This is a genomic window from Amycolatopsis sp. NPDC049691 (assembly GCF_040675005.1).
Lineage (GTDB): Bacteria > Actinomycetota > Actinomycetes > Mycobacteriales > Pseudonocardiaceae > Amycolatopsis.
In genome coordinates this window covers 231,611-252,107 of sequence record NZ_JBFANX010000013.1, presented here as the reverse complement: position 1 = coordinate 252,107, position 20,497 = coordinate 231,611, and the positions used below count along the sequence as shown (strand labels likewise).

Here is a 20,497-nt window from a genome sequence, read left to right as displayed (position 1 = left end):
TCGTCACCCCTTCAGGCCGCTGGTGCTCACGCCTTCGACCAGCAGGCGCTGGAAGGCGAGGAAGAACAGGACGATCGGCACGAGCGCGAGCGCGGACATGGCGAACATCGCGCCGAAGTTCGACTCGCTGCTGGTGTCGACGAACAGCCGCAGGCCCAGCGGCACGGTGAACTTCTCGGTGTCGTTGAGGTACACCATCTGCGTGAAGAAGTCGTTCCACGTCCAGATGAACGTGAAGATCGACGTCGTGACCAGCGCCGGTTTCGACAGCGGCAGCACGACGTGCCAGAACGTCCGGTAGACCGAGCAGCCGTCGATCGTCGCGGCTTCGTCGAGCTCGCGCGGGATCCCGCGCATGAACTGCACGATGAGGAACACGAAGAACGCCTCGGTGGCGAGCAGCTTCGGCAGGATCAGCGGGACGAACGTGTTGACCAGGCCGGCCTGCTGGAAGATCACGTACTGCGGGATGAGCGTGACGTGGTAGGGCAGCATCAGCGTCGTGATCATGAACGCGAAGAGCGCGCCGCGGAACCGGAACTTCAGCCGCGCGAAGGCGAACGCGGCCAGCGAGCACGACAGCACGTTCGCGAGCACCGACAGCCCGGCGACGAGCACCGAGTTGAGGAAGAACCGGCCGAACCCGACGTCGGCCGCCCCTTCCCAGCCCTTCGAATAGCCGTCGAAGACGAACCGCGTGGGCAGCAGCGACAGGCGCGAGAGGATCTCGTCCGGCGGCTTGACCGACGCGAACGCCAGCCACACCAGCGGGTACAGCACGACGAGCACGCCGGCCACGCACAGGACGTGCCAGCCCACCGAACGTGCGGAGCGGGGCACCACGGTCATCGGCCCTCCCCGGCGTCGTCGTAGAACACCCACAGCTTCGCCGTGCGGAACACGATCGCCGTCACGATCGCGATCACCGCCAGCAGCACCCAGGCCATCGCGGAGGCGTACCCCATGCGGAAGTCCTGGAACCCGACCTCGTACAGGTAGAGCGTGTAGAACAGGTCCGCGTCGGCCGGGCCGCCGCGGCCGCCGCCGATCACGAATGCCGGGGTGAACGCCTGGAACGCGTGGATGGCCTCCATCACCAGGTTGAAGAAGATCACCGGCGACAGCATCGGCAGCGTGATGTGCCGGAACCGCCGGAACGCTCCGGCGCCGTCGATCGCGGCCGCCTCGTGCAGCTCCGCCGGGATCTGCTTGAGCCCGGCCAGGAAGATCACCATCGGTGCGCCGAACTGCCAGACGCCGAGCAGCACGATCGAGGCGAGGCTGAACCGCGGGTCGTCCACCCAGCTCGGCGTGTGCCAGCCGAAGAAGGCCAGCACCTCGTTCACCGGGCCGCCGCCCATGAACAGCGCCCGCCACACCAGCGCGGCCGCGACGCTCGCGCCGAGCAGCGACGGCGCGTAGAACGCGGCGCGGTAGAAGCCTCCTGTGCCGCGGCGGGTGTTGAGCAGCATCGCCACCAGCAGCGAGACGGTGAGCTTCAGCGGCACCGAGACCAGGACGTAGATCAACGTCACCTTCACCGACTGCAGGTAGCGGTCGTCGTCGGTGAACATGTGCGCGAAGTTGCCGAAGCCGACCCACTTCGGCGAGGTGAACAGGTCGTAGTCGGTGAAGGACAGGTAGAGCGAGACGACCATCGGGCCGACGGTCAGCGCCACCGCGCCGAGCAGCCAAGGCGTCAGGAACGCGAAGGCCTCCGGCTGGCTCCGGCGGCGGTGCCCGGCCGGCCGGTCCCGCCTCCGGACCCGCGCGGCCGCCTCGGTGGCCACCGGCGGGTCCGGGGTGCGCACGGTCGTCATCGGCTAGCCCAGCGCCTTCTGGGCTTCGGACATGAAGCGGTTCACCGCGTCGTCGACGCTCATCCGGCCGAACGCGACCTCTTCGTAGGTGCGTTGCAGCAGCTTCTGGATCGAGCCGGCGCCCTTGGGCGGGACCGGCGGCGCGGCCCCGAGCTTCGGCTCGAGCGCGGCTTCGTAGTCGTAGAGCGTCTTGTCGGCGCCCTTCGCGCTCGCCGCCAGCTCGGCGCGGACCTTCAGGTTGGGCGCGAGCCCGCGGTCGGTGCCGACGATCTTGCCGACTTCCGCGTCGTTGACCAGGAAGTCGACGAGCTTCGCGGCCGCCTCCTGCCGCTGGCTGCGCGCGGAGACCGCCAGGAACATCGACGGCCGCCGGTACTGCCCGGTGTTGCCGGCCGTGTCCGCCGGGTACGGCGCCACGTTCAGCGGCTTGCCGTTCGCCTTCTGGTAGGCGGGCAGGAGGTTGTCGTAGGCGAACTCGGAGCTCGTCAGCTTCTTACCGAGCGGGGATTGCTCGGGCGAGGTGTTGTAGGACGCCGTGACGTCGGCCGGGGACGCGCCCTTGCTGTCGCGGAACCGGCCCGCGAGCTGCCAGTACCGGCGCAGGTCGTCGGCGGTGAAGCCGAGCTTGCCCTCCGGGGTGTAGAACTGCTTGCCCTGCTGGCGCAGCCAGATCTCCAGCGTGGTGTCGAGGATGCCGAAGTCGGTCGTGCCGCGGGCGCCGCCGGCGGCGCTCACCTTCTGCGTCGCGTCGGCGTACTGGTCCCAGGTGAGGCCCTTCGCCGGGTCCGCGCCCGCCGCGGTGAACGCGGCCGGGTCGTAGAGCATCGCCGGGGTGTTCTGCGCCCACGGCACGGCGTACCGCTTGCCCTGGTACACCCCGGTGGCGGCGAGCTCGGGGTTGATGTCGGCCAGCGAGACCGCCTTCCCGGCGCCGGAGTTCAGGTCGGCGAGGACGCCCCGGCCGCCGTACTCGGCCAGGTAGCGCGTGTCGACGTTGAGGACGTCCGGCGGCTTCCCGCCCGCCGTCTGCGTCGCCAGCTTCTCCCAGTAGGCGGCGTACGCCGAGAACGACGTCTGCACCTTGATCTTCGGGTTCTTCTGCTGGAACAGCTCGACGGCCTTCTTGGTCAGGTTCGCCCGGCCGTCACTCCCCCACCAGACGAAGGTGATCGTCACGTCCCCGCCGTCGCCGGAGCCCGAGCCGCACGCGGCCACCCCGGTCAGCAGCAGCGGCACCACCGCGGCCAGCGCGACGACGGTCCGCCGCTGTCTTGTCCGACGCATCGAGCTCTCCGTTCTCAGCCGGTCAGCACTTTCTGAAAACGCTGTCAGCGGGCTCACGGTAGGCAAGGGGCGCAACTCGTGTCAACGGGCCAACGGTGGCAATAACCCTTGTGCAGCAACGCTTCCATCGATTCGCGGGCAGCGCGAGAAAGCGCTTACAGCACCACCGTCCGGAGGGGGCTGCCAGCGCCGGGGGCACCGGAGGTGTTACCCGGTGCGGTCCGCGCCCGGGCGGACGGCACTCGCCCACGGGACGCCGATCTCGGAGAACAACGCCAGCCGGTCCGCGGCGACGGCGACCTCCTCGCCGATCCCCCGGACCACCGGGTGCCGGCTCGCCCCCTCCCCCGCCGTGCGGATCCAGCCGGCCGGGATCCGCGCCGGCGAGGGCGCGTCCCGCACCGCCTCGACCACCGACGCGAACGCGCGGGTCGCCGGCAGCGGCGCGAGCAACGGCACCCCGGCCGGGTCGCGGTGGTGGGCGACCAGGTTGCGCAGCAGGTCCACGGGTTCGCCGAGGTGGACGCGCTCGTCGTCCAGCTCCAGCCGGTGGCTCTTGTACCAGAACTTCGCGCGCCCCTTCGTGCCGTGCACCACGACGTAGGGCTCGTGGTCCTGCTCGGCGCACAGCGACGCGGCGACGACGATCTCGGGGCCGCGGTCGAAGCGGATGCGCAGGCACGCCGTGTCGTCGGCTTCGATGTCCCGCGTGCCGTACAGCTCCAGGGCGATCTCCGCGGGATCGCGCCCGCCGACCCCGCCGACGAGCAGCGCGGTGGCGACGGCGTGGGAGAACGGGTTGGTCAGGGCGCCGTCGACGACGGCTTCGCCGTCCAGCCACCGGCGGCCCGCCCACGGGTTGCGGCGGTAGTACGCGTCGGTGCGGATCCACGCCCCGGCCGCGCCGACGCCCACGACCTCGCCGAGCCGGCCCGCCGCGATCGCCGCCCGCAGCACCGGCAGCGCCGGGGACCCGAAGCTCTGGAACCCGGTCTGGCACGCCGATCCGTTCTCCGCGGCCAGCCGCGACAGCGTCCGGAACCCGGCGAGGTCGAGCACCGGCGGGGTCTCCAGCAGCAGGTCGCCGCCCGCCCGCAGGACCGCGCCGCCGACCCGGACGTGCGCGTGCGGCGGGGTCGCCACCACGGTGATGTCGGGACGGCAGCGGCGGAGCAGGTCGTCGACGCCGACGTGCGCGGTGCCGCCTTCGGGCAGCAGGGCGATCGCGGCGGCCGAGGGCACCCGGATGTCGGCCATGCCGGCGAACCGCACGAGCCCTTCGTCGTGCAGGATGCGCGCGCGGTGCAGGTAGCTGAACGCGTAGCCGGACGTGCCGACCACGGCCAGCTTCGGCGGGTCCGCGACGGTGCGGCGCCTGCTCCCCGACATGGGTCTCCGATCGGCGCGGCCGGTGCCGGCCGTGCTGGAACTGGCGAATGGGCAGTTCGGGAGAAACTTCCGATGGTCACGGTAGGGCGTTCGCGACAAGTGTGTCAATGTCCGGGACGCGCCTTCGAATTCGTCGAAAAACCGGTACTCCGAACGGCGGTCACCGGTTCGAGTAAGCGCTTACTCGAACCGGCTGAGCCGCTCAGATCCGGCCGGTGCCCGCACCCGCGGTCACGGTGGCCTTGACCGTCGAGGCCGGCTCCAGCGTGAAGGAATACGGCGCCTGCGTCATGGTCCCGGTGCGGGTGATCTTGTTCGTGCAGCCGCCGAAGGAGTTGCCCGACTCGTTCAGGTAGCCGTCGACGTCGCTGTCGCCGGTCGTTTCCAGGCACACCTTCGTCGATTCGAAGACGTTGTTCTGGGCGAGGAACTGCGCGTTCATCCGCGAATGCACGCCGGAATCGGCGACGGCGTGGAAATAGTTGTCGTAGGCGTGCCCGGTGCCGAACCGCAGGCTCGGCAGCCGCGAGTTGACGTTCTCGAACCAGTTGTGGCTGTAGGTCACGTGCAGCTTGCCGGTGTCCTCGTTCGCGTTGCTGTCGCTGTGGCCGACGAGCGAAACCTTGTAGTGGTCGTGGAACTTGTTCCACGACACCGTGATCCCGTCCGCGCCGTGGGTGATGTCGAGCAGGCCGTCGTAGTAGTCCTTGCCGTGGTCGAGGTCCGAGGACAGGTCGTTGTGGTCGATCCAGACCTTGGTGGCGCCACGCTGGATCTGGATCGCGTCGGTGCCGACGGCCTTCGAGATGGCCAGGTTGCGGATGATCACGTTCGACGACTTGTCCACGGCGAGCCCGCCGCCGGTGAAGCCCGACGCGGACCCGACGCCGAGGATCGTCTTGTTCGACCCGATCTTCACGAGCGTCTTGTTCGGCAGGGTGATCCTGCCGCTCACCCGGACCGTGCGAGCGGCGGAATCGGCGACGGCGCCGGTGAACGCCGACGCCGTCGTGACGGTGACGGTTTCGCCGCCCGCGCCACCGGTCGTGCCGGCCCCGAAACCCACCGGGGAATTCTCGTACGCGGCGTGCGCGACGCCGGCGGGAACGGCGACGGCCATCGCGGCGGCGACGGCGGCGGTTCCGAAAACGCGCAGGGACTTCGTGGTCATCAGGCACCTCTGAGGGGTCGGGATACGCGCCCCGGGAGCGGGGAACACGGCGGAGTCTCCGTTCTACGATTTGCAGCAAAACCCGGTCAACGATTTGCAGGATTTTCAGCGCAAGACCGGCCGAATGGCCCTGCGGCGGCCGGATCCCCGCTGCCGCAAGGCGATCCGTTGTTGACAACGCTGCCGCGCGTTTCCATGATGTGGCGGAGAGCCTGCCGAGGAGTAGCCGTGAGCGTGACCATTCACGACGTCGCCCGCCGGGCCAACGTGTCGATCTCGACCGTGTCGCGCGCCTTCACGTCCCCGGACCTCGTCCGGCACCAGACCCGCGACCGGGTGCTGGCCGCGGCGAGCGAGCTCGGCTACCACGCCGCCGGCGCGCCCCAGCCGGTCGTGCGCACCGGGCACATCGGGATCGTGGTGTCGGACCTCGGCAACCCGTTCTTCACCGGCGTGCTCGACGGCGTCCAGGCCCGCGCGCGCCAGGACGACGTCGCCGTGCTGTTCGCCAGCAGCGACCAGGACCCGGCGACCGAGCAGAACCTGGTCCGCCGGATGGCCCGGCAGGTCGACGGCGTCGTGCTGGGCAGCCCCAGCATGACCGACGACCAGCTGCGCGCGCTCGCCGGGCAGACGACGCTGGTGCTGCTCAACCGCGAGGTGCCGGGGATCCCGTCGATCGTGATGGACGCGGCGGACGGGATGCGCCAGGCGATCGAGCACCTGGCCGCGCTGGGCCACCGCCGGTGCGCCTACCTCGGCGGACCCCGCGCGTCGTGGGCGAACCTCGCCCGCCGCCAGGGTCTCGCGGAGGCAGCCGAGCGGCACGGCACGGAGGTCGTCGAGTTCGGCCCGTTCCCCCCGGTGTTCGAGGGCGGCCTGCAGGGCGCGGACCTGGCACTGGCCGCGGACGTGACGGCGATCGTCGCCTACAACGACCTGGTCGCGTTCGGCGCACTCGCCCGGCTCAACGCCCGCGGCGTGCCGGTCCCGGACGAGATCAGCCTGATCGGCTTCGACGACCTGGTGTTCGCGGCGATCTCGGCACCCCCGCTGACGACGATCGCGATGCCGACGGAGGCGGCGGGCCGCGCGGCGGTCACGATCCTGCTCGACCTCCTGGACGGCGACGCGGGCGAGCGCACGAACCAGGTGCTCGACACGTACCTGATCGTCCGCGCGACCACCGCCCCGCCTGCGGGTTAGCCCCCGAGGACGTGCCGCTCCAGGAACGGGTTGCGGAACTTGCCCGCCGGGTCCAGTTTCCCCGCCAGCGCACGGAAATCCGCCAGCCGCGGGTAGTCGCCGCCGGCCGCGTGGAAGAGCTTTCCCCAGTGCGGCCGCGCGCCGAACGGCGCCAGGCGCTCCTCGAGCACCGGCAGCACCGCCTCGACGTCGGCCTGCCGCGGCTGCCACGTGAAGTGCAGCGCCACGCGGTCGCCGCCGTGGCACGGGCTCAGCCACAGCTCGTCGCCCGCGATCGCGCGGATCTCCGACACCAGCAGCACCGGCGCCAGGAGTTCCCCGATTTCGCGGACCGCCCGGATGGCGGCCACGGCGTCGGCGTAGGGCACGAAGTACTCCGACTGCAGCTCGTCCCCGACGCTCGGGGTGAACGCCAGCGCGAAGTGCGGCAGCCGCTCGTGCCACGGGCCCGGGACCCCGAGCTGCGGCGTGCAGTTGTCCGCCGGGATGCCGGCCGCGTGCGCCGGGTGGCGGGGGCCGTCGGCCGGGACCGCGCCGAACAACTCCGTCCGCGCGGTGAACGCGTCCACGCGGCTCTTGACCCACACCTGGTCGATCGTGTCGTTCACCCAGTTCGTGAACATGCTGACGCTGTAGCCGGCGTCCTCGATCTCGTCGAAGTGCCGGTACGCGGCTTCCCAGGGCAGGGCGTCGAAGACGTCCTGGCGGACGTCGAACGCGGGTACCACGTCGAGCGTCAGCCGCGTGACGACGCCGAACGCGCCCAGCCCGACGACCACCCCGGCGAACTCCGGGTCGGTGCGGCTGAACGTCCGCGGCTCGCCGTCCGCGGTGACCAGCTCGACCGCCGAGACGGCCGCGGCGAGCCCGGGCTGCCGGCGGCCCGAGCCGTGGGTGCCGGTCGCGACGCTGCCGGCCACGGTGATGTGCGGCAGCGACGCGAGGTTCGGCAGCGCGAACCCCGCCGCGTGCAGCTGTTCGGCGAAGTCGCCGTAACGCGCGGAGCCGCCGACGGTCACGCTCCCGTCGTGGAACTCCAGCGGGACGTCGAGCGCGCGCAGGTCGAGCAGGACGCCGCCGGGCGAGTCCGCGATGTCGTTGAAGCAGTGCCTGCTGCCCAGCGGCTTGACGCGCGACGCGCCGGCGACGGCCGCCCGCACCTCGTCGACCGTGCGCGAGGCCACCACCGCGTCCGCGGTGTAGGCGTGGTTGCCCGCCCAGTTCGACTCGCCCAATGTCCCTCCACAGTGCCGATCCCCCAGCGCCGACCCTACGCGGCCGCCTCCCGCCAGAAGTCGCGCATCCACTCCGGCGGCACCGGGTTGTCCTCGCCGACCTGGGTCAGCAGCACCGCGACGGTGCCGGTCGAGGGAACGACGTGGGCGGTCGTGCCGGTCCCGCCGACCCAGCCGTAGCGGCCGGGCACGGTCCACGGTTCGACGGCGGCGACGTCGACCGCGCCGCCCATCCCCCAGCCCTGGCCCTCCAGGAACAGCGCGCCGATCCCGCGCTGCGCCGCGGTGGTGTGGTCGGTGGTCAACGCGCGGACCGACTCGGGGCTGAGCACGCGCCGGCCGTCCGGGGCGGCCCCGGAGGCGAGGAGCATCCGCCCGAAGGCCACCCAGTCCCCCGCCGTCCCGGCCAGGCCGCCGCTGCCCAGCGGCAACGCCGGCATCGTGCTCCACTGGCCGTCCGGCGGGTCGGCGAGGACGAGCCCGTCCGCGGTCTTCTTGTAGAAGGCGGTGAACCGGTCGCGCCGGTCCGGGCCGACGACGAACCCGGTGTCGGTCATGCCGAGCGGCGCGAAGATCCGCTCCTCGAACAGCTCCGGCAACGACCGGCCGGACGCGCGGGCGGCGAGGATGCCCTGGAGCACCGAACACGTGTCGTACAGCCACGCCTCGCCGGGCTGGAAGGCGAGCGGCACCTCGGCCAGCCGCGCGAGCCAGACGTCCGGCGGCGGGAAGCTCTGCACCTCGCGGCCGTCGCCCTGCACGGGGAACAGCGCCTGCACCGCCGGGAGCGAGAAGTCCGAAGCGAAGCCCCAGCCGGCCTGGCCGGTGAGGACGTCGAACACGGTGATCGGCCGCTTCGCCGGGACGACGTCGCCGACCGGGCTCGACGGCGTCCGCACCACCTTCGGGTCCGCCAGTTCGGGCAGCCACCGGCCGATCGGGTCGTCGAAGGCCAGCGTGCCGTCGTCCACCAGGGTGAGGACGGCCGCGGCGGTGATCGGCTTGGTGATGGAGGCGATCCGGAACAGCGTGGTCTCGGTCATCGGCCGGCTGCCCTCGACGTCGACCGCACCGACGGCCACGACCTCCCGGGCGCCGGCCCGGTCCACGATCGCCACCGCGCCGGGCAGCGTGCCGGCGTCGACGTGGCGTTGCAGGGTTTCGCGCAGGCTCATTTTCCTCCCCCGGTCCGTGACCGCACGATAGTCAGCGGGCGGGGATGATCGCCTGGTGGGTGCCGCCGAGGCCGTGCGGGCTGAGCAGCCGGCCCATCCGCTTCGGCATCCGCAGCGTGATCGCGCGGTCGAGGACGCGGGCGCCCGGCGCGGCGGCCGCCAGCCGCTGTTCGTAGCCCGTGCAGCCGGCCGGTTCCCGCAGCCACGCCGACACCACCAGGTTGCCCTCCCCCACCACCGCGGCCGCGAGCCGGGTCTCCGGCAGCTGCGCGATCGCCGCGCCCGCGCGGTCCAGGCCGGCGGCCGCGATGTCGAGGCGGTAGCCCGCGATCACCGGCCAGCCCGCCGGGACGTGCGCGAGGTCGCAGCGGAAGTCGAGCTCGTGGTTGCGCAGCATCCGCGCCAGCGTGCGGCGCACCGCGGACTCGCTCATCCGGCAGTCGCGGGCCAGCTCGGCGTAGCTGCGCCTGCCGTCCTCGCCGAGCGACTCGACCAGCGCCCGCACGTCCCGGTCGTCCCACTGCTGCGGGACGACCAGCCGGGCCTGCACCGCCGTCTCGTCCAGCACCGCACGCTGTTCCGGGGCCAGCGCGTTCACCAGCCAGCCGCTGCCCTCGCGGTACACGCGCGTCGCGACCGCGAACCGGACCTCGCGCACCCCGGGCAGGGCACCGAGGCGTCCGGTGACCAGCTCGTCCAATGCGTCGAGGTCGCGGGCGGCCAGCGAGAGGAACAGCGAGAACCGGCTGGTCGTGCGCTCGACGCTGAACACCGGCGGCCAGCCGCACAGCTCGCGGGTCAGCTCGGTCAGCGCGTCCGGGCGGCAGGCCAGGTCGACGTAGCCGACCGTGGTCGTCGGGGCCGTCGCGTACGCGGTGAGCCAGGCCAGCCCGGCCGCCTGCAGCCGGTCCCAGCGGCGCGCGGCCGTCGTCGCGTCGGTGCCGACGGCGGCGGCGATCCGCGTCCACGGGGCCCGCGGGTCGCGCTGCAGCGCCTCGACCAGCGCGAGGTCCGACCCGGTCAGCCGCGCCGGTTCCGGCTGGGCCGCCGTGGGAACGGGCATGGCGCATTGTGCCCTGCTCATGATCACCTGCCAAGGGGCCGCCGGACGAGCCGGCGGCCCCGATCTCCTACTGACGCCGCAACTTCGGAGCCACCACCGCTCCGGCCACCAGCACCAGAACACCGCCGAGCACGAACGGCAGCACGGGCACGTCACCCGGCTCCGCGGCCGGCACCGCGCGCTCGCGGCCGCCGTAGCCGCCGCCCGCGCCGTCGCGGTCGTAGGCCGAGCCCGGCAGCTTGTCCGCGTACCGCCGGTGCAGCTGCGCGCGGTAGTCGGCGAGCGCCAGCCGCGTGCCCGCGGCGAGGCCGGTGACCGAGCCGTCGAGCACCGTCAGGGTGTCGCCGTGCACCGCGTACCAGGCGTTGACCTGCGGTTCGTGCAGCAGGTAGCCACCGGCCGCGGCCTCGGCGTACTTCCGCTCGTAGTCGCCGGACGCCACGTTCACGACGGTCCAGGCCCCGCCCTGCCGCTCGGCCCAGACGGTGGCCGTGGTGCCGTCGCCGGTCCGCGCCGGCACCGCGACGTAGGCCAGCGCGGCCGGGACGTCCGAAGTCCCGGCGACGAACGCCGCCGTCGGTTCGTAGACGGCGACCTGGCTGCGGGCGTCCGCGCCGGCCTGCGAGGCCGCGGCGGCCGCGTGAGCGCCGGGGAACTTCGTCTCCGCGAGCCGGTCGAGGGTCTGCTTGCCGCCGGTGACCTGCCCGATCGCGGCGGTGTCGGCCGCGGTCGGGGTGCCGGCGGGCCCGGTCGCCGCACCGGCGGCGCCGGCCGTGGCGAGCATCGCGGCGCCGGCCAGCACGGCCGCGCCCATCGCTTTCTTCAGCACGCTCATCCCTCGATCCCGTACAGCGTGTGCGTCCACTGGAACTGGTTGTTCGAGCGGTAGGTGTCGTAGTTCATCGAGTTGTAGCGGCTGTTGTCCGGCCACGGGTCCCCGTATTCGACGCGGGTGGCGCCATTCGAGTCGTCGTAGCCGTAGAGGACGTGCATGTGCCCGCCGCCGGAGCGCCAGCCGATCCGGGTGCCGATCGGCTGCCCCGCGTCGATCTGGTTCTTGATGGTGGTGAAGGAAAGGACCTGCCCGTTCGAGTTGTACGACCCGACGTTGGAAAAGCCCAGCCACCGGAACACCCGCTGCTGGTCGGAGAGGTACCCCTGGTTGTTGGCGCAGTCGCTGCCCGACTCGTTGTGGGCGACCTGGCAGAACCTGGTCTGGGTGAGCGAATATCCCCAGTAGTCGGCGATGGTGTTGCCGCTGGCGTCCCAGCACCACTGGTCCTTCTGCTGGGCCTGCATGGTGATGCCGAGATCGGTCCGCGCGGCGACGGCGGCGGCGGGTGCCTGCAGCGCGACGACGGCGGCCGCCGCGGCCGAAACCGCCGCGAGTCCACGTAGGACTCCTGAAGTGGTTTTCACGAAGTGGTCCTCCAGCCGGTGAGGATTCGACCTGGTGGCAGGGAATGCTCCGCGCACCACGGCGCGCCCGGTACCTACTAAGGGAGGATCACGTTGGGAGGGAACGGTTTCCGGCGGATCCCGGCATTTCCCGGGTGCCGGATTCCGGCATCGGCTCCGGCCCGCCGGGCGGATTCCGGCGGGCCGGGCCGCGCGGGTCAGCTCACCGTCGTCGTGCCGAGGGTGGCGTCCTGGTCCGGCGGGTCGAGCGTCAGCGCGACGTCGAACTCGCCGAGGCTGCTGTCGGTGACGACGTGGGTGGTCGCCGCGGCGTCGACGCTGCTGGTCGCCTCCCCGGCCGGGGTGCCGGCGGGGACGGTGAAGTCGACCTGGCCCTGTGCGGTGAACTTCAGGCTGCCTTCGGCGGGGACGGGCGTCTCCGGGATGGGCAGCTCGATCGGGATGGCGACCGACTGGCCGGCGATCGCGACGTTCACCTGGGACTTGATGGTGCCCGAGACCTTCGTGGCGCCGACGAGCCGCAGGCCGTCTCCGGCCGCCTGCCCGGCGTCGACGTCGAGGCTGAACGGCACCGAAACGGGCGTGCCCGCCGTGGCGGTCGCGGGAATGTCGGCCTTGACCACGACGGTGACCTGCTGGTCGCCGATCAGCGGGAAGCCGCCCTTGTAGGTGAGCGATTTCTCGGCCGCCGCGGCCGGTCCCGCGGAAACCACGGCCAGCGCGCCCGCCAGGAGCGCCACCAGCCCGATTCCCCGGAACCGCCTTTTCCGCACGAGGGTTTCCGTCATGTCTGGTCCTTTCGTCGTCGAACGGCATTTCGGATGCTAGGCGGAAACTTCCCAACCGGCCAATGCGCTTTCCCGTCGTTCCATAATTTGTCACGCACGACGGCGTGACCGGCTTTGTTTTTTGTCATGCACGCTTTCCGGCGTGACAATTTCCCGGTTCCGCGCACTCACCCGCGTCAGTGCCCGTCCTGCTCGTCGGCGCGTCGCCCGCTGCGCCGGACGGCCCACGACGAAAGTCGTGTTTTGGATCAACCGACTATCGGCGGGTTTCGGGGATTCACCCACAGCGGTGACGGTAAGTGCGTCCTTCACCACACGTCACCGCGAGACCCCGGTCCGCGGCAGGAGGTTGATCCCAAGTGCGTATCGCGCGAACCGGCGTAGTCGTCTCCGGCGTTTTGTTCTCGGCGTTCGCGGCCGCGGCGCCGTCCGTGGCCGCCCAGCCTGCCATCATCGACGGCGGCACCGCCGACTCGCTCCACTCCGCGGCCCGGATGTTCGCCGGCGGCCAGGAGATCTGCTCGGCGACGATCATCGCGCCCGACTGGATCCTCACCGCCCGCCACTGCACGCAGGGCGCCGACGGCAAGCCGATCAGCTTCCACGTCGGCGACCTGGACCAGACGAAGGGCACCACGGTCAACGCCACCTCCGTGCACGAGGCGCCGGACTCCGACATCGCCCTGGTGCGGATCGACCAGCAGGTGCAGACCGAGTACGCGCCACTGGGCAGCGAAGGCGACGTCAAGGTGGGTGACCAGGCCGAGGTCTACGGCTGGGGCGCGACCTGCACCGACAAGCCCGAGATCGAGTGCCAGTCGCAGCTGCTGAAGGTCGCGAAGGTGAGCGTGACGTCGATCGACTGCCCGGACGGCGCGGCGGGCGTTTCGGTGTGCGCGAACCGCGGCGACGGCATCACCGCGGGCGGCGACTCCGGCGGCCCGATGTACGCGAACGGCAAGCAGGTGGGCGTCGCCTCGACGAGCGACCGGCAGTCCTACACCGCCTACATCAACATCACGAAGTACCGCGACTGGATCTCCTCGACCGCGGGTGTCTGATCCCCTTCCGCGCCGCGCCCGCCGTGTCCACAGTGGACGCGGCGGGCGCGCTCGCGTGGCAGGGGTTCCCCGGCGGGAGTAGCGTCTCCGTCCTGTGGGTGAAGTCCTCGAAGCGCTCGCGCTGGCCGGGTCGATGACCTGGGAGATCCTCTGGGCCCTGATCCTCGGGTTCCTGCTGAGCGCCGTCGTCCAGGCGATCGTCCGGAAGTCGACGATCGTGCGGCTCATGGGCGACGACCGGCCGCGCACGCTCGCCGTGGCGTCCCTGCTGGGTGCGGCGTCGTCGTCCTGCTCGTACGCCGCGGTGGCGCTGGCGCGGTCGCTGTTCCGCCGGGGCGCGCACTTCACCGCCGCGATGGCGTTCGAGATCGGCTCGACGAACCTGGTGGTCGAGCTGGGGATCGTCCTGGCCCTGCTGATGGGCTGGCAGTTCACCGCCGCGGAGTTCGTCGGCGGGCCGATCATGATCGTGCTGCTCGCGGTGCTGTTCCGCGTGTTCGTCCGCCGCCGGCTGCTGGAGAAAGCCCGTGAGCAGGCCGAAAAGGGCATCGCCGGGTCGATGGAGGGCCACGCGGCGATGGACATGTCCGTGTCCGGGCCGGGCGGCTTCCGGCAGCGCCTGTTCTCCGCCGACGGGTTCACCGCGGTGGCGCACGTGTTCGTCATGGAGTGGGCGGCGATCCTGCGCGACCTGGTGATCGGCCTGCTGATCGCCGGCGCGGTCGGCGCGTGGGTCCCGGAGTCCTGGTGGCGGGCGCTGTTCTTCACCGGCCACCCGGTCGCGTCGGCGGTGTGGGGCCCGCTCATCGGGCCGGTGGTCGCGATCCTGGCGTTCGTCTGCTCGATCGGCAACGTCCCGCTGGCCGCGGTGCTGTGGAACGGCGGCATCAGCTTCGGCGGCGTGGTGTCCTTCATCTTCGCCGACCTGCTGATCCTGCCGATCCTGAACATCTACCGGAAGTACTACGGCACGCGGATGACGCTGGTGCTGCTCGCCACGTTCTACGCGGCGATGGTCGGGGCGGGATACCTCGTGGAGCTGCTGTTCGGCGTCACGGGGCTGATCCCGGCCGAGCGCTCGGCGACGATCATGCGGGAAGGCATCGGCTGGAACTACACGACGTGGCTGAACATCGCGTTCCTGCTGCTCGCCGCGGCACTGACGACCCGCTTCTTCCGCACCGGCGGCGCCGGCATGCTCCGGATGATGGGCGGCGCCCCCGACCACGCCTGACGGTCCGTTACGCCGGCGCGCCTTCCGACGACTCTCCCCGGTACACGGCTTGATCGTGACTGAAGGGTCGGACATGGCCAAACGGGCAGCCCTGGTGATCTCGGTCGGGAAGTTCGACGACCCGGCCTTGTCGTCTTTCTCGACCCGCCGAGGCTCGCGCGCCCTCGCCGACCTCCTGGCCGCGCCGGACATCGGCGCCTACGACGTGCAACTGGTGGAGGACCCGACCGGTCAGGAGATGCGAGTCGCGATCCACAAGTTCTTCACCTCGGCGCGCCGAGACGCGCTGCGGACGCTCTACATCAGCAGTCACGGACTCAAAGACGATCACGGCCGGCTGTTCCTGGCCGCGACGGACACCTGGCTCGACCTGCTGGCCGCCACCACGGGGGTGTCCGCCAGGTTCCTGGCCGAGACCATCAGGGACAGCCGGTGCCGCAGCATCGTGGTCATCCTGGACTGCACCTACTCGGGTGCTTTTCAGAACGAGGTCTCGGGCCTACGTGGTCCGTCGTCCGGAATCGACCCGGACATCGGCAGGACGGGCTGGATAGTCATCGCTTCCGCCGGCTCCGCCGAATACGCCTTCGCACCCATCGGACCGTCGGCCACGGGATCCGGATCGGTGTTCACCGACGCCCTGATCGAAGGGCTGCGCGAGGGCACCGCCGATCTGAACGCTGACGGCGTCATAGACCCCGAAGAGTTGTTCGACTTCCTCCACGGGAAAGTCACCGCCGCGACCGATCAGGCCGGCCACCGCCAGACGCCGAACAAGATCGCCGCCCTGACCGGGAAGCTCGTCTTCACGCGAGCGCCCGGAGGCCACTCCGAAGACAGCGTGCTCGACGACAGGCCGTCGAGCCTGCGAGCCGGCACCAGCCCTGAAGCCGCGCCCACTTCCGAAGTGCGCACCAGCACCGCCCCCGACACCAAGGTCGACCGGGCAACGGACGCACCGGCCCGCAAAGACCACCTCAACCGAGCACCTCTCGCCGACGTACTGGCGCGCCAGCTGCGGGAAATCCGACGGAAGGATCCGGCGACATCGTTCCTGGTCCACCTCGACGGCCCGTGGGGCGCCGGGAAGAGCACGTTGCTCAACTTCCTCGAAGAACGCCTCCGAGACGAATTCACCATCGTCCACTTCGACGCGTGGCGGCAGTCCCGGCTCGGCCTGCCGTGGTGGACCTTGATGAGTGCCACCCGCAAGGCGGTCTCCCGGGAACGCCGCCGGCTGTCCGCACTCTGGCTCCGGATTGCCGAGACCGGTGCCCGCGCACGGCGTTCGGGCGCGGCCTTCATCCTGGCCGTCATCGTGCTCGTCTCGGTGATCGGCGCGCTCGCGGTGTTCATACTGCCCCACGTGCCCGGGAACGAGGCCGTCGCCACGCTGGCCAAGACCGTCACCGCGGTCGTCACGGCGGCCGGAGCGTTGTGGGCCGGTGCCTGGGTGGCCGCCAAGCTGCTGTTGTGGGACTCCGCGCGCGGAGCTCGCCTGTTCGAACAGTCCACCTCGAATCCGATGGACCAGGTCGTTGCCCACTTCGACTGGCTTTTGCGGCATTCACGCAAGCCGGTGCTGCTCTTCGTCGACGACCTCGACCGGTGCCAGGGGACGTACGTCGTGGACCAGGTGGCCGAGTGACGAACCGGCGGTCGGGACGCAACCGTGGAAAGAAGGGAACGCGTCCTCGTAGCTCCGGCGGAGCCAAGCACCGTGCTCGACGCTGTCCAAACCCTGGTCCGGGACACCACGCAAGGCAGCTTTTCCAGCTCACCGTGCCGGTGCCGGCGCCCAGCTCGCGCGCCCGCGCCGCGTACCTCGATCAGCTCCTCCACGTGGCCGACTCCACCGACACCGAGCAGACCAGGCGGGAAGTCGAGGCGGGCAAGGCCGAGATCTCCCGCGTCGACGACGAAGCGGCCATCCTGCGCGTCGTCCGGACAGCCAGCGCGCCGGCCAAAGAAGAGCTGGCGGGCCAAGCCGCCCTCGCACTGGTGGCACCCCGGACCCGAGCCCGCACCGAACACGCGCTCAGCCGGTTCCTGCCCCTCCTGCAAGCCAATCCCCGCACCATCAAGAAATTCCTCAACACCTACAACGTCCTCCGCTCGGTCCGCACACTCGAGCAGAACACCGTTCCGTCGGACGTCCTGGCGCTCTGGACGATCCTTCGGGTCCGCTGGCCTTCCGTGGCGGACCACCTCGAGGCGGCACCGGAGGCGATCCGCGGCATCGTCGAGCCGCTGTGGGCGTCGGAATGCTTCCCACCGGATCTCCGGGATCCGGCCATGGACTCTGGGCTGCGGGCCGTCGTCTTGCACACCGACGGCGGCCCACTCACCGCCGAGGCCGTCCGCCAGTGCAGTGGCACAGACCCGCGCTGACCAGCGATGTTGCGCCGCACTCAAGAGTGAGTGTACAGTCACTCATATGACGAAACGCGGTGCCACGCTTTCCACCTCCGACGCCCGGCGGGACGTCGTCGTCGACGCCGCCATCGCCGAGTTCGCGCGGGGCGGGTACCACAGCACGCCGATCAGCGCGGTCGCCGCCAAGGCCGACATCTCCCCCGCCTACGTCTTCAAGCTGTTCCCCAGCAAGGTTTCCCTCTTCGTCGCCGCGCTCGACCGGTGCTACGAACTCGTCACGCACGCGCTGGCGAACGGGGCCGCGCGAGCCGACGGCGAAGACCCCGGCCGGCTCCTGTACGAGATGGGCGGCGCCTACGCCGAACTGATCGCCGACCGGAACCTGCTCATGCTGCAGGTGCACGCCCAGTCGGCCGCCGACACGCCGGAGATCGCCGACGCCGTGCGGCGCGGGCTGGCGAAGGTCACCGAGTTCGCCCGGTCGCGCTCCGGCGCCGGGGACGAGCAGGTGCAGCGGTTCATCGCCTACGGCCAGCTCTGCCACCTGATCGCCACCCTCGACCTGGACGAGCACGCCGGCGAGTGGGCCGCGGTCCTCTCCGCCGGCATCCGCCACCCCGGCAAAAACTGACCCGGACCAGCAAGTCCTTTTTCACGCCCATCGAGTGATTGACCAGTCACTCACAACCGGAAGGAACCACCATGACCGTCACCGAAATCGTCCTCCCCGGCCTCGTCGAGCCGGACGGCCTCCGCGTCGAACACCGCGAGCTGCCGCCCCTCGCCCCCGGGGAAGCCTTGATCCGCGTCGAAGCGAGCGGCGTCTCCTTCGCCGAGCAGCAGATGCGGCGCGGCAAGTACTTCGACCAGCCGCCGTTCCCGTTCGTCCCCGGCTACGACGTCGTCGGCACGGTCCTCGACGCCGAAGATCCGGCGCTCGTCGGCCGCCGCGTGGCCGCGCTGACCAAGATCGGCGGCTGGCGCAGCCACCTCGCCGTCCCCGCCGCGGACCTGGTGCCGGTGCCCGGCGGGCTGGACGCGGCCGAAGCGGAAACGTTCGTGGTCAACGGCATCACGGCGTGGCAGATGCTGCACCGGCACGCGAAGGTGCGGCCGGGCGGCACGATCCTGGTCCACGGCGCGAGCGGCGGCGTCGGCTCCACGCTCGTCCAGCTCGCCCGCGCGGCCGGCATCACCGTGATCGGCACGGCGTCGGCGCGCAACCTCGACGTCGTGACCGCGCTCGGCGCCACCGCGCTCGACTACCGCGGCGACGTCCCCGCCCGGGTGCGCGAACTGGCGCCCGGCGGCGTCGACGCCGTCTTCGACCACGTCGGCGGCCCCGGCATCGTCGACTCGTTCCGCCTGCTGGCGCCCGGCGGCGCGCTGATCGCGTACGGCAGCGCGGCCACAAAGGACACTCCGGGCAACTCGCGGCTGCCGGTGCTCAAGCTCTTCGCGCGGCTGCTGTGGTGGAACGTCCTGCCGAACCGGCGCCGGGCGCACTTCTACAACGTCTGGGGCGGCAAGCGGAACCCCGCCCGGTTCCGCGCGCGCCTGGCCGAGGACCTCACGGCCGTCTTCGACCTCGCGGCGAACGGGCAGCTCGAAGCCCAGGTGGCCGCGCGGATCCCCCTGACCGAAGCCGGAAAGGCGCTGGCACTGGCCGAATCCGGGACGGTGACCGGCAAGGTCGTGCTCGTCCCCTGAACGCACCGAAGGCCACCACGGCGAGCGTGGTGGCCTTCGGGTCGTGGGCGATCAGTCCGTGCCGAACTCCATCGCGGCGTTGTCGAGCAGCTCGACGTCGTCGGTCTTGCCGCGCGAGGCGATCACCTCGGCGCCGCCCTCGGGCATCGCGCCGATCAGGCCGGTCGACGCGGCCTGGGCGGCGCCGATCAGCTTCGGGTTCGAGCCGCCGACCATGCCGAGGCTCGCGTACTGCTCCAGCTTCGCCCGCGAGTCGGCGATGTCGAGGTTGCGCATGGTCAGCTGACCGATCCGGTCGACCGGGCCGAACGCCGAGTCCTCGGTCCGCTCCATCGACAGCTTGTCCGGGTGGTAGCTGAACGCCGGGCCCGTCGTGTCGAGGATCGAGTAGTCCTCGCCGCGCCGCAGCCGCAGCGTCACCTCGCCGGTGATCGCGGTGCCGACCCAGCGCTGCAGCGACTCGCGCAGCATCATCGCCTGCGGGTCCAGCCAGCGGCCCTCGTACATCAGGCGGCCGAGGCGGCGGCCCTCGTTGTGGTAGCTGGCGAGGGTGTCCTCGTTGTGGATGGCGTTGACGAGCCGCTCGTAGGCGGCGTGCAGCAGCGCCATGCCGGGGGCCTCGTAGATGCCGCGGCTCTTGGCCTCGATGATCCGGTTCTCGATCTGGTCGGACATGCCGAGGCCGTGCCGACCGCCGATGGCGTTGGCCTCGAGCACCAGGTCGACGGCCGAGGCGAACTCCTTGCCGTTGATGGTCACCGGCCGGCCCTGCTCGAAGCCGATCGTGACGTCCTCGGCCGGGATCTCGACCTCGGGGTCCCAGAACGCCACGCCCATGATCGGCTTGACGATCTCGATCCCGGTGTCCAGGTGTTCGAGGGACTTGGCCTCGTGCGTGGCGCCCCAGATATTGGCGTCGGTCGAGTAGGCCTTCTCGGTGCTGTCGCGGTAGGGCAGGTCGTGCGCGAGCAGCCACTCGGACATCTCCTTGCGGCCGCCGAGCTCGGTGACGAAGTCCGCGTCGAGCCACGGCTTGTAGACGCGCAGGGAGGGGTTGGCCAGCAGGCCGTAGCGGTAGAACCGCTCGATGTCGTTGCCCTTGTAGGTGGAGCCGTCGCCCCAGATCTGGACGTCGTCCTCGAGCATGGCGCGCACGAGCAGCGTGCCGGTGACGGCGCGGCCGAGCGGGGTGGTGTTGAAGTAGCTGCGGCCGCCGGTGCGGATGTGGAACGCACCGCAGGTCAGCGCCGCGAGCCCCTCTTCGACGAGGGCTTCCTTGCAGTCGACCAGCCGCGCGATCTCGGCACCGTACTGGCCGGCCCGCCCGGGCACCGAGTCGATGTCGGGCTCGTCGTACTGGCCGATGTCGGCGGTGTAGGTGCAGGGGACCGCGCCTTTGTCGCGCATCCACGCGACCGCTACGGAAGTGTCGAGGCCACCGGAGAAGGCGATACCGACACGCTCGCCGACGGGCAGGGAAGTGAGCACCTTGGACATGCGAATGATTATGCACGCCCATGCATCGTCGTGCAATCCGGGGTGCCCGGCGTCACGGAAACCGCGTTG

19 protein-coding genes are annotated in these 20,497 nt (G+C 71.1%); 7 read left to right on the top strand and 12 right to left on the bottom strand.

Features of this window, described 5'->3' with window-relative positions; translation table 11 throughout:
- Positions 1 to 3: 3 nt before the first annotated feature.
- The 5 genes from AB0J40_RS28485 to AB0J40_RS28465 form a co-directional block, all read right to left on the bottom strand.
- Complete coding sequence (locus tag AB0J40_RS28485; protein ID WP_364458422.1) at positions 4 to 849, bottom strand: carbohydrate ABC transporter permease; 846 nt, start codon at positions 847 to 849, stop codon at positions 4 to 6.
- Entirely contained in the window at positions 846 to 1,820 is a 975-nt protein-coding gene (locus AB0J40_RS28480; RefSeq protein ID WP_364458419.1) for a sugar ABC transporter permease, read from the bottom strand. The genes AB0J40_RS28485 and AB0J40_RS28480 overlap by 4 nt, the downstream gene beginning before the upstream one ends.
- A gap of 3 nt (positions 1,821 to 1,823) precedes the next feature.
- Positions 1,824 to 3,104: an extracellular solute-binding protein gene (locus AB0J40_RS28475; protein WP_364458416.1), complete on the bottom strand. Its 1,281-nt coding sequence runs from the start codon at positions 3,102 to 3,104 to the stop codon at positions 1,824 to 1,826.
- Positions 3,105 to 3,311: 207 nt separating this feature from the next.
- Positions 3,312 to 4,493, bottom strand: coding sequence for a Gfo/Idh/MocA family oxidoreductase (locus tag AB0J40_RS28470; protein WP_364458413.1), 1,182 nt, complete (start codon positions 4,491 to 4,493; stop codon positions 3,312 to 3,314).
- 202 nt (positions 4,494 to 4,695) lie between these two features.
- On the bottom strand, positions 4,696 to 5,664 hold the full coding sequence (locus AB0J40_RS28465) for a polysaccharide lyase family 1 protein (RefSeq protein WP_364458410.1): 969 nt from the start codon (positions 5,662 to 5,664) through the stop codon (positions 4,696 to 4,698).
- Between the two features lie 228 nt (positions 5,665 to 5,892).
- Between AB0J40_RS28465 and AB0J40_RS28460 the strand changes: the two genes are divergently transcribed.
- Positions 5,893 to 6,870: a LacI family DNA-binding transcriptional regulator gene (locus tag AB0J40_RS28460; RefSeq protein WP_364458407.1), complete on the top strand. Its 978-nt coding sequence runs from the start codon at positions 5,893 to 5,895 to the stop codon at positions 6,868 to 6,870.
- On the opposite strand, the gene AB0J40_RS28455 is transcribed toward AB0J40_RS28460, so the two are convergent.
- The 6 genes from AB0J40_RS28455 to AB0J40_RS28430 all read right to left on the bottom strand — a co-directional run bounded on the left by AB0J40_RS28455 (position 6,867) and on the right by AB0J40_RS28430 (position 12,550).
- Positions 6,867 to 8,105 carry an FAD-binding protein gene (locus AB0J40_RS28455; protein ID WP_364458404.1) on the bottom strand — a complete coding sequence of 413 codons (1,239 nt, stop codon included), beginning with the start codon at positions 8,103 to 8,105 and terminating at the stop codon, positions 6,867 to 6,869. The two genes, AB0J40_RS28460 and AB0J40_RS28455, sit on opposite strands and share 4 nt — an antisense overlap.
- 35 nt (positions 8,106 to 8,140) lie before the next feature.
- Positions 8,141 to 9,280, bottom strand: coding sequence for a serine hydrolase domain-containing protein (locus AB0J40_RS28450; RefSeq protein WP_364458401.1), 1,140 nt, complete (start codon positions 9,278 to 9,280; stop codon positions 8,141 to 8,143).
- A gap of 31 nt (positions 9,281 to 9,311) precedes the next feature.
- Positions 9,312 to 10,343, bottom strand: a complete 1,032-nt coding sequence (locus tag AB0J40_RS28445) for an Lrp/AsnC family transcriptional regulator (protein WP_364458398.1) — start codon at positions 10,341 to 10,343, stop codon at positions 9,312 to 9,314.
- A 67-nt stretch (positions 10,344 to 10,410) separates the two neighbouring features.
- Entirely contained in the window at positions 10,411 to 11,178 is a 768-nt protein-coding gene (locus AB0J40_RS28440; protein ID WP_364458395.1) for a hypothetical protein, read from the bottom strand.
- Positions 11,175 to 11,762, bottom strand: coding sequence for a papain-like cysteine protease family protein (locus AB0J40_RS28435; protein ID WP_364458392.1), 588 nt, complete (start codon positions 11,760 to 11,762; stop codon positions 11,175 to 11,177). The genes AB0J40_RS28440 and AB0J40_RS28435 overlap by 4 nt, the downstream gene beginning before the upstream one ends.
- Positions 11,763 to 11,959: 197 nt before the next feature.
- Complete coding sequence (locus AB0J40_RS28430; RefSeq protein WP_364458389.1) at positions 11,960 to 12,550, bottom strand: DUF6801 domain-containing protein; 591 nt, start codon at positions 12,548 to 12,550, stop codon at positions 11,960 to 11,962.
- A 359-nt stretch (positions 12,551 to 12,909) separates the two neighbouring features.
- Between AB0J40_RS28430 and AB0J40_RS28425 the strand changes: the two genes are divergently transcribed.
- The 6 genes from AB0J40_RS28425 to AB0J40_RS28400 all read left to right on the top strand — a co-directional run bounded on the left by AB0J40_RS28425 (position 12,910) and on the right by AB0J40_RS28400 (position 18,931).
- The gene (locus tag AB0J40_RS28425) at positions 12,910 to 13,611 is read left to right on the top strand and encodes a trypsin-like serine protease (RefSeq protein ID WP_364458386.1); all 702 of its coding nucleotides are present in this window, start codon (positions 12,910 to 12,912) and stop codon (positions 13,609 to 13,611) included.
- Between the two features lie 94 nt (positions 13,612 to 13,705).
- The gene (locus AB0J40_RS28420) at positions 13,706 to 14,845 is read left to right on the top strand and encodes a permease (protein WP_364458383.1); all 1,140 of its coding nucleotides are present in this window, start codon (positions 13,706 to 13,708) and stop codon (positions 14,843 to 14,845) included.
- Positions 14,846 to 14,918: 73 nt separating this feature from the next.
- The gene (locus tag AB0J40_RS28415) at positions 14,919 to 16,493 is read left to right on the top strand and encodes a P-loop NTPase fold protein (RefSeq protein ID WP_364458380.1); all 1,575 of its coding nucleotides are present in this window, start codon (positions 14,919 to 14,921) and stop codon (positions 16,491 to 16,493) included.
- 134 nt (positions 16,494 to 16,627) lie between these two features.
- The gene (locus AB0J40_RS28410) at positions 16,628 to 17,236 is read left to right on the top strand and encodes a hypothetical protein (RefSeq protein WP_364458377.1); all 609 of its coding nucleotides are present in this window, start codon (positions 16,628 to 16,630) and stop codon (positions 17,234 to 17,236) included.
- 46 nt (positions 17,237 to 17,282) lie between these two features.
- Positions 17,283 to 17,852 (top strand): TetR/AcrR family transcriptional regulator, encoded by a 570-nt coding sequence (locus AB0J40_RS28405; RefSeq protein WP_364458374.1) that lies wholly within the window; start codon positions 17,283 to 17,285, stop codon positions 17,850 to 17,852.
- 71 nt (positions 17,853 to 17,923) lie between these two features.
- Complete coding sequence (locus AB0J40_RS28400) at positions 17,924 to 18,931, top strand: medium chain dehydrogenase/reductase family protein (RefSeq protein WP_364458371.1); 1,008 nt, start codon at positions 17,924 to 17,926, stop codon at positions 18,929 to 18,931.
- Positions 18,932 to 18,982: 51 nt separating this feature from the next.
- On the opposite strand, the gene argG is transcribed toward AB0J40_RS28400, so the two are convergent.
- On the bottom strand, positions 18,983 to 20,428 hold the full coding sequence (argG, locus tag AB0J40_RS28395) for an argininosuccinate synthase (protein ID WP_364458368.1): 1,446 nt from the start codon (positions 20,426 to 20,428) through the stop codon (positions 18,983 to 18,985).
- Positions 20,429 to 20,497 lie beyond the last annotated feature (69 nt).

Coding starts and splice junctions, on each gene's coding strand:
- AB0J40_RS28485 (WP_364458422.1), bottom strand. CDS start 849: ATGACCGTGGTGCCCCGCTCCGCACGTTCGGTGGGCTGGCACGTCCTG.
- AB0J40_RS28480 (WP_364458419.1), bottom strand. CDS start 1,820: ATGACGACCGTGCGCACCCCGGACCCGCCGGTGGCCACCGAGGCGGCC.
- AB0J40_RS28475 (WP_364458416.1), bottom strand. CDS start 3,104: ATGCGTCGGACAAGACAGCGGCGGACCGTCGTCGCGCTGGCCGCGGTG.
- AB0J40_RS28470 (WP_364458413.1), bottom strand. CDS start 4,493: ATGTCGGGGAGCAGGCGCCGCACCGTCGCGGACCCGCCGAAGCTGGCC.
- AB0J40_RS28465 (WP_364458410.1), bottom strand. CDS start 5,664: ATGACCACGAAGTCCCTGCGCGTTTTCGGAACCGCCGCCGTCGCCGCC.
- AB0J40_RS28450 (WP_364458401.1), bottom strand. CDS start 9,280: ATGAGCCTGCGCGAAACCCTGCAACGCCACGTCGACGCCGGCACGCTG.
- AB0J40_RS28445 (WP_364458398.1), bottom strand. CDS start 10,343: ATGCCCGTTCCCACGGCGGCCCAGCCGGAACCGGCGCGGCTGACCGGG.
- AB0J40_RS28440 (WP_364458395.1), bottom strand. CDS start 11,178: ATGAGCGTGCTGAAGAAAGCGATGGGCGCGGCCGTGCTGGCCGGCGCC.
- AB0J40_RS28430 (WP_364458389.1), bottom strand. CDS start 12,550: ATGACGGAAACCCTCGTGCGGAAAAGGCGGTTCCGGGGAATCGGGCTG.
- AB0J40_RS28415 (WP_364458380.1), top strand. CDS start 14,919: ATGGCCAAACGGGCAGCCCTGGTGATCTCGGTCGGGAAGTTCGACGAC.
- AB0J40_RS28405 (WP_364458374.1), top strand. CDS start 17,283: ATGACGAAACGCGGTGCCACGCTTTCCACCTCCGACGCCCGGCGGGAC.
- AB0J40_RS28400 (WP_364458371.1), top strand. CDS start 17,924: ATGACCGTCACCGAAATCGTCCTCCCCGGCCTCGTCGAGCCGGACGGC.
- argG (WP_364458368.1), bottom strand. CDS start 20,428: ATGTCCAAGGTGCTCACTTCCCTGCCCGTCGGCGAGCGTGTCGGTATC.